At 40.4% G+C, this 6,332-nt stretch carries 8 protein-coding genes; all 8 read right to left on the reverse strand.

The window, feature by feature from the left end:
- Positions 1-262 precede the first annotated feature (262 nt).
- The 8 genes from QZY09_RS09820 to QZY09_RS09855 all read right to left on the reverse strand — a co-directional run bounded on the left by QZY09_RS09820 (position 263) and on the right by QZY09_RS09855 (position 5,467).
- Positions 263-895 (reverse strand): HAD family hydrolase, encoded by a 633-nt coding sequence (locus QZY09_RS09820; RefSeq protein ID WP_295671808.1) that lies wholly within the window; start codon positions 893-895, stop codon positions 263-265.
- 182 nt (positions 896-1,077) lie between these two features.
- Positions 1,078-1,539 carry a GNAT family N-acetyltransferase gene (locus QZY09_RS09825; RefSeq protein WP_295671811.1) on the reverse strand — a complete coding sequence of 154 codons (462 nt, stop codon included), beginning with the start codon at positions 1,537-1,539 and terminating at the stop codon, positions 1,078-1,080.
- Position 1,540: 1 nt separating this feature from the next.
- Positions 1,541-1,888, reverse strand: a complete 348-nt coding sequence (locus tag QZY09_RS09830; RefSeq protein ID WP_295671815.1) for a DUF1801 domain-containing protein — start codon at positions 1,886-1,888, stop codon at positions 1,541-1,543.
- A 26-nt stretch (positions 1,889-1,914) separates the two neighbouring features.
- Positions 1,915-2,127, reverse strand: coding sequence for a hypothetical protein (locus QZY09_RS09835; protein WP_295671817.1), 213 nt, complete (start codon positions 2,125-2,127; stop codon positions 1,915-1,917).
- Between the two features lie 116 nt (positions 2,128-2,243).
- Complete coding sequence (locus QZY09_RS09840) at positions 2,244-3,458, reverse strand: ROK family protein (protein ID WP_295671819.1); 1,215 nt, start codon at positions 3,456-3,458, stop codon at positions 2,244-2,246.
- A 122-nt stretch (positions 3,459-3,580) separates the two neighbouring features.
- On the reverse strand, positions 3,581-4,273 hold the full coding sequence (locus tag QZY09_RS09845) for a DUF4288 domain-containing protein (RefSeq protein ID WP_295671822.1): 693 nt from the start codon (positions 4,271-4,273) through the stop codon (positions 3,581-3,583).
- On the reverse strand, positions 4,273-4,923 hold the full coding sequence (locus tag QZY09_RS09850) for an NAD(P)-binding domain-containing protein (RefSeq protein ID WP_295671826.1): 651 nt from the start codon (positions 4,921-4,923) through the stop codon (positions 4,273-4,275). The genes QZY09_RS09845 and QZY09_RS09850 overlap by 1 nt, the downstream gene beginning before the upstream one ends.
- A gap of 49 nt (positions 4,924-4,972) precedes the next feature.
- The gene (locus QZY09_RS09855; protein WP_295671829.1) at positions 4,973-5,467 is read right to left on the reverse strand and encodes a hypothetical protein; all 495 of its coding nucleotides are present in this window, start codon (positions 5,465-5,467) and stop codon (positions 4,973-4,975) included.
- Between the last annotated feature and the right edge of the window lie 865 nt (positions 5,468-6,332).

Here is a 6,332-nt window from a genome sequence, read left to right on the forward strand (position 1 = left end):
GCCGGTTTTAAACGCTTCAACATATCAACTAAAGTAGCCAATTGCCGCCTGGCAGTTTTAAATAATAGACCAGGCAGGCATTTGTGCCGATAACCGGGGTAATTATCGCTATAAATTTGTTGAAAGAACGGTTACAAAGGCCTTTTCGCCGTCAGTTTAACAATATTTAACTTTATTAGTTAGATGAAGAAAGCCGTCGACCTTAAATCATCAATCGCACGACTATTTTTATTTTTTTGGGAAGGGTAGCGTTATTCTGTAATTAAAGACTCATAAAATATTCTGTCAATGATTTGAAATTATCAAACTTCAAATCATAATCGGCTGTTTGCCCGAATCCGTAGCTTACAAAAACAAATGGGATCCCGGCCAGGCGGCTTTGTTGCCCGTCGCCTTCGGTATCACCAATATAAACCGGTTTTTTAAGCCCATGCATATCCGAAAGCAGTTTGATATTATGGCTCTTGGGCATAAAATTTACGCCGTGAGCCAGTTCGTCCTTAATATGCTCATCAATACCCGCCCAGTCAATAAACAAACGGATGATGCCTTTGGCGCAATTGCTCAGGATAAAAAGGTCGTATTTTTCGTTTAGTTGTTGCAGGCCTTCTTTTACACCATCGTATAAAGCCCCGCCACGTTGGGGAAGTATTGCCTTGCGCTTCTCGTTCACCAGGTTATAGATCATCTGGCGTTTTTCATCATCAAAATCGGGCATAATCAACCCTACAACTTTTTTACCCTCCATTCCAACCATTTTACCCAGTTGTTCGCGTTCCACCACGATGTCAATGCCTAATTCTTCAAAAACTAAATTCCACGAAGCGGCATAAGTATCCACGGCGTCCCAAAGGGTGCCGTCCATATCGAAGATCAGGCTGTCAGGTTTTTGCATTTTTTATGATTATAAGTTTTGAAGATAGTATTTATTGATGATTTCCTGTCACTTTTAGATATTAACACAGAGGAAAAGAGGAGGCGTAGAGCCCACGGAGGTATAAAAAAGCAATTATCGCTTTATCTTAAATTCTCCGCGTGCTTTGCGCTTTCTTAGCGATCTCCGCAGTTAAATAGCTTTTATTTTTCACTCACTTCTATCCGGTAATTAAAATACCCGGTATCCGGTTCCTGTTTTTTGAAACCAATGGCTTCGTAAAGGCTTTGGGCAGTATAATTATCATAAGCTGTTTCCAGCTTTACATAGGCTGAGCCTTGTTCCTTTGCAAAATCCATAGCGGTTTTTATAAGAGCTTCGCCGATGCCTTGTTTTCGGTAAGCGGCATCTACATAAAGATCATTCAGCAGCCAGTTTTTTATTGCCCTTACGGACGAAATTAGAGGATATAGTTGTGTAAACCCCGCCGGTTTGCCGTCATCCCCCAAAGCCAAAAATATTACCGACTCCTTATTTTCAAGGCGTTCTTTGATGAAGTTTTCGGCGAGCCTGATGTCCGAAGGTTGCTTATAAAATACCCGGTATTGATCAAACAGGCCAGCTACCAGTTGGTATTCAGATGGGGTGATTCTTTTAATTTGCATGTCATTTATCGTAGAGGCTGATCGCCATTGTTAAAATTGAATTGATGGTATCAACCGGAATATCCTGATCCGTGTCAATCATCATTATTTTCATCCTCGACCGTTTTTCTATGATTAATAATGGGTGCTCAAGCTTTCGCCCCTCAACAATGCCAATATAAGGCTGATGTGTTGTTTTATTCACCCACAAATAACAAAATATTTTGCCCTTGTAACAAAAGAACGGCATCCTGTATTTCCAGGCCTCGGTGATGTTTTTATCAAAAGCAAGCAGATGTTCCCGCAGATAAAGCAGGCAGCTTTTTATGGGTTCATCTTTTTGTAAATAGAAAAGGTCTATATCCTTCATTATTATATAAAGAGCCAACCATAATACTATTCAACGCTTTTGGTGCCTCTTGCTCTGTACCATATGGTAAACCATCCGTATAAAAATCTGCCAACCGCGCCGCCTATCACCGATGTAATCACAATTCCCATCATGTGTTTGGAATGGTCAGGCTCAGGGAAAATGAACATGTTATTTACAAAAGAGGTGATCATACAGAATATCCCAAAAAGTACCCCGGCTTTATATTTTTGATTCATTTTTTTTGTTCTATGCCGATTGTCCATTAACCATCGCCTATTTAGGTTTAAATTAAATACTATATTGGTATTACATTTCGGGTAATTGCCGTGGACTATCGTCCATCGACAATCAACTATCCCGCAATCAACTGGCTTTTTACCTCTTTATCAAAATTCTCCATCACCAACACCGCCGCGCCAATCAGCTCGGCATCAAAGCCCAGTTCGGATATTAACAGTTCAGTACCGCGCGACAAGCGGGGGATACAATACTTATGCAAAGCTTGCTGAATCGGCGCCAGTAATATTTTACCAACCTTGGCACCATGGCCACTTAATACAATGGCCTGCGGGTTCATGATATGAATGAGGATAGCCAAAGCTTTGCCGATCTTATAGCCCGCATCCGAAAAAAGCTCAATGGCAAACTGGTCGCCGTTTAATGCAGCGTCCATAATGGCGTCGCCCATTTGTTTGGAGTGTGCCTCATCAATTTGCTTTAAACTGGTTATCCTGCCTTGCTGTATGCCTTCAATCGCTTTTTTTGATACGACCAGCATCGATGCTTCAGCTTCCAGGCAACCGCGTTTGCCGCAGGTGCAAAGCGCCCCATCTTCGGATATGGGGATGTGACTGAACTCACCGGCAAAGCCGTTTCTGCCCCTGAAGATCTCGCCGTTAACGATCATCCCCAAACCAATGCCCCAGCCCAGGTTAATCACCATTACTTCTTTCTGCGACCTGGCTATCCCGAATTTTTGTTCGGCCAAAGCAATCAGACTGGAGTCGTTATCGATATAAGCCGGTAACCCGGTTTCGTCTGTTAAGTATTGATTTAAGGTTTTATCACCTGCATCCAGGTAGGTGTAATTGATGCCTTTTATCGGGTTAATAAAACCGGGCATACCAATGCCTATTCCGGCGATCTTTTCTTTCGGGATTCCGGAGTGTGCAAGATAATTGTTAATTTTTTCAACCAGTAAATCAAGCGCCTGCTCGTTATGCAACAGTTTCAGGTCGAACATTTCCATGTCCGCAACGGGATGGTTTAGCAGGTCGACCAGTTGAATGCGGGTTGACAGTTGGTCCATGGCGATGGAAAGGATATACATGGCGCTGGCATTGATGGCATACATTAATGGCCGCCGCCCGCCGCTTGATGGGGCATAGCCCTGCTCGATTACAAAACCTTCTTCAATCAATTCATTAACAGCTTTGGCTATGGAGGGGATGCTTTTATCAAACAATTCACTCAATTCGGCACATGACATCGCTTTATCAAAATAAAGGCATTTGATGATCATGTTTTTTAAATGAGTGCTTTTTACACTTTTAGGTTTTATTTCCATTTAAAAAAGGGGTTTATTGCCTGCTTCCCGGCATGGCGGCAATAGATTAATTTATCGCCTAAAATTAGCAATAAAGTAATGAATATCAAGGATCGAATATGTGGTAACATTTAATAGTTACCTCAAAACGCCCCGTCCCAAACATCTGTCGACTTTCTTTTTCGCGATTTTAATTTTGAATAAACCTCTACACCTGCTTCCTCATCCAGATCTTTAGGACTGATGATATCAGTTTCGTAACAATCATCGAAGCTCTCGATCTTCCATCTGACAAATCTTCCGTCTGAGTTCAGATAACGGGTTGTATATGTTTCTTTTGTTTTTTCTAATTTTTCATAAGCTTCATCTGATGACATTGCTTTAATCAAAACAAATCTCTTTTCAATATCTTGTTTTTTGCAAGAGATTCCTTCTATGTCTATTGCTACGGTCATTTTAACACAGAAATATTTTTCTGTTGCTATTTCCTCCTTTTTTATATTTACTGCATGATCAACGGATTCGATCCAAATACTGCTTACATAACTAAGCTTGTTAATGATAGATAATGAATTGTATTTAATTTTAGCTTTAACCCCGAGGGGGCGTTTTTTAGTTCCGTTGATCTCGTATTTGTCAAATAAGTTTAAAGCAAGCAGTTCATTCAGTTTTATTTGATGATCAAGGTTGATCCTTTTTATTCGCTCTTTTGGTTTAAACCCGATGAATTGCTCTGATTCCGGATATTTTAAATTAATCTTTACCTCAACGAATCGTTGGGCATTCAAAATATCTTTATTTAATTTCCAGTCTTCCAGATTATAGATGTTCTTCATTACCTCCTCAACAATTTAAACGCATGTCCGTCCCACTTGTTGGTGGTGAAGCCGGTAATGCACCACAACATACAAAGTGGCTCAATGGCCCTTGCTGCTTCAGCCGTGCCCATATCTTCGGTATCAAATCCAAACAGGGTATTAATTTCAGCTACCTCATTTTTTGCCTGTGCGTTATTGCCGCAAATAAACATGGTAGGTTTTGTTCCGCCGAAATCAGGGTTGACCATTAGCGGCGCGCCGACGCTGTTATAGCCCTTCACAAAATTTGCCTCCGGATATGCCATCTGCAATTGCTCCATCAGCGACTCATTGATATTGGTGAAAAATTTCAATACCCCATTTACCGGCGGGGCCGCTTCAATAGGGTTGGACGTATCGATAATAGTTTTATCTTTTAAATTTTCCCTGCCTGCACTTTCCAGGACAACTATTGCTGCGCTGCCTTTAACCGCCAGCACCAGCAGGGCACCAAATTTGGCGGCGTCGGCAAATGAACCAATGGTGGCCTTGCCGCCTTGCTGCGCTTTCCAGCTCTCTAATTTTTCGGGATGCCCGGTACCTAAACAAACGCTGTATCCGTGCTTAATAAATCCCTCGGCCAGTGTGGTAGCCACTATGCCCGAACCTAAAATGCCAATGTTTTTCATATTGATTTTCTGTTTTTTATTCATCAAGATTTAATTCAACCCAATCAACCTAATAAACCCACTTTCCTTCCAGTTTCGCATCTTTTTCGAGGATGTGGTAGATATCATTATCATCACTTACTGCTTTGTTGTAGTCGTGGATTGGGATTTTATTAACAAAGGCGTCGGCTTTTCGTTTTATCAGGATGATATTCAAATTTTCCTTTGAAGGTTTTACGCCCCTTAACTCCGTGGAGTATTTAGAGATCACAAAAGCAAGGGTATCGCCTTTCGCCGCGTGGATACGATAAATTCCATTGTTGTCGGTTTTCGCAGTTTCAGCAGTGCATATATTAGTTACCGCAACATCCTGTACATTTTCAAGGTTCATCCCAATAACACGGCCGGTTATTGCAAAAGGCGGATTGATCTTTACTTTGATAACTTTTGGATCTTGATACACGATATAATGTTCAATGGGTGTATCAATGATCTCCTGTGCCAAAACCGACCGGGAAAAGAGTAACAAAATAAAAAACGAAAAAAGAGCAATTTTATTGATCATCAGTTTAGTATATAAAGGGTTGTTTTGGAGGTTTATCCGACCCCGGAACGGCATAAATTTAGGCTATAATTATGAATATGTTTACTCCAAAAATAAAGAAATAGGTAAAAAATGTGGGATTTTGCTACCCTAAATGCGTTTTGGGTAGCAGAAAAAAATCATTTCCGAATGCAAAATGCATTTTGGGTACCACCTTTCAGGGTCATTCCGAAGGCAAAACGCGTTTTGGGTAGCAGATTTCAGGGTCATTCCGAAGGCAAAACGCATTTGGGGTACCAAAGGAAATTGGGTTTATTTTTTGCTAAAATGCTATTTATCAGATAGATGTAAAGTAATTAAAGAAAGAACTTGTTTGAATTTTGGTTTTTGACGAGATCGGGGAATTTCTTTTAAAAAAACACAAGCTAAAAAAAGCTATCGTGGCAGTACTATCACAAATATACCAATAAGTGGGGAAAAAGGCAAGAGGTAACGCCCTGTGTTTTTTAGCCACTAAAGCCGCTTCAAGATCACATACATGTCCGGGTATTTTAACGAATACCTGATTAGAAGCGGTCGCCCCGCCCAATATATGCTATATTTCTGTGTGGTAAATCCCTGCGTAATTGTATCACCTTTATTTACATAAATAAATGTAACATCATATGACCGTTGTTTAAAATTTGGTCCATCTTCTACAGAAGTGATTTTTGCAGTGGTGATTTTTGAAGGATAATTATTTAAGACGTAATCAACTATTTTATCTGAAAGAGCGAAACACAATAATGTACTTCCAAATGAAAGCGTTAGAAAAGAGTAGTAGAGCAATCTGCTAATGCGGTTTCGTTTAAGGTACTTTACTTTGTATCTTCTATAAAAGCGTAAC

The sequence above is a fragment of the uncultured Mucilaginibacter sp. genome, from assembly GCF_903913935.1.
GTDB lineage: Bacteria > Bacteroidota > Bacteroidia > Sphingobacteriales > Sphingobacteriaceae > Mucilaginibacter.

Excerpts from the sequence above, each read along its gene's own strand:
- QZY09_RS09820 (WP_295671808.1), bottom strand. The coding sequence starts at position 895 with ATGCAAAAACCTGACAGCCTGATCTTCGATATGGACGGCACCCTTTGG.
- QZY09_RS09825 (WP_295671811.1), bottom strand. The coding sequence starts at position 1,539 with ATGCAAATTAAAAGAATCACCCCATCTGAATACCAACTGGTAGCTGGC.
- QZY09_RS09830 (WP_295671815.1), bottom strand. The coding sequence starts at position 1,888 with ATGAAGGATATAGACCTTTTCTATTTACAAAAAGATGAACCCATAAAA.
- QZY09_RS09835 (WP_295671817.1), bottom strand. The coding sequence starts at position 2,127 with ATGAATCAAAAATATAAAGCCGGGGTACTTTTTGGGATATTCTGTATG.
- QZY09_RS09840 (WP_295671819.1), bottom strand. The coding sequence starts at position 3,458 with ATGGAAATAAAACCTAAAAGTGTAAAAAGCACTCATTTAAAAAACATG.
- QZY09_RS09845 (WP_295671822.1), bottom strand. The coding sequence starts at position 4,273 with ATGAAGAACATCTATAATCTGGAAGACTGGAAATTAAATAAAGATATT.
- QZY09_RS09850 (WP_295671826.1), bottom strand. The coding sequence starts at position 4,923 with ATGAAAAACATTGGCATTTTAGGTTCGGGCATAGTGGCTACCACACTG.
- QZY09_RS09855 (WP_295671829.1), bottom strand. The coding sequence starts at position 5,467 with ATGATCAATAAAATTGCTCTTTTTTCGTTTTTTATTTTGTTACTCTTT.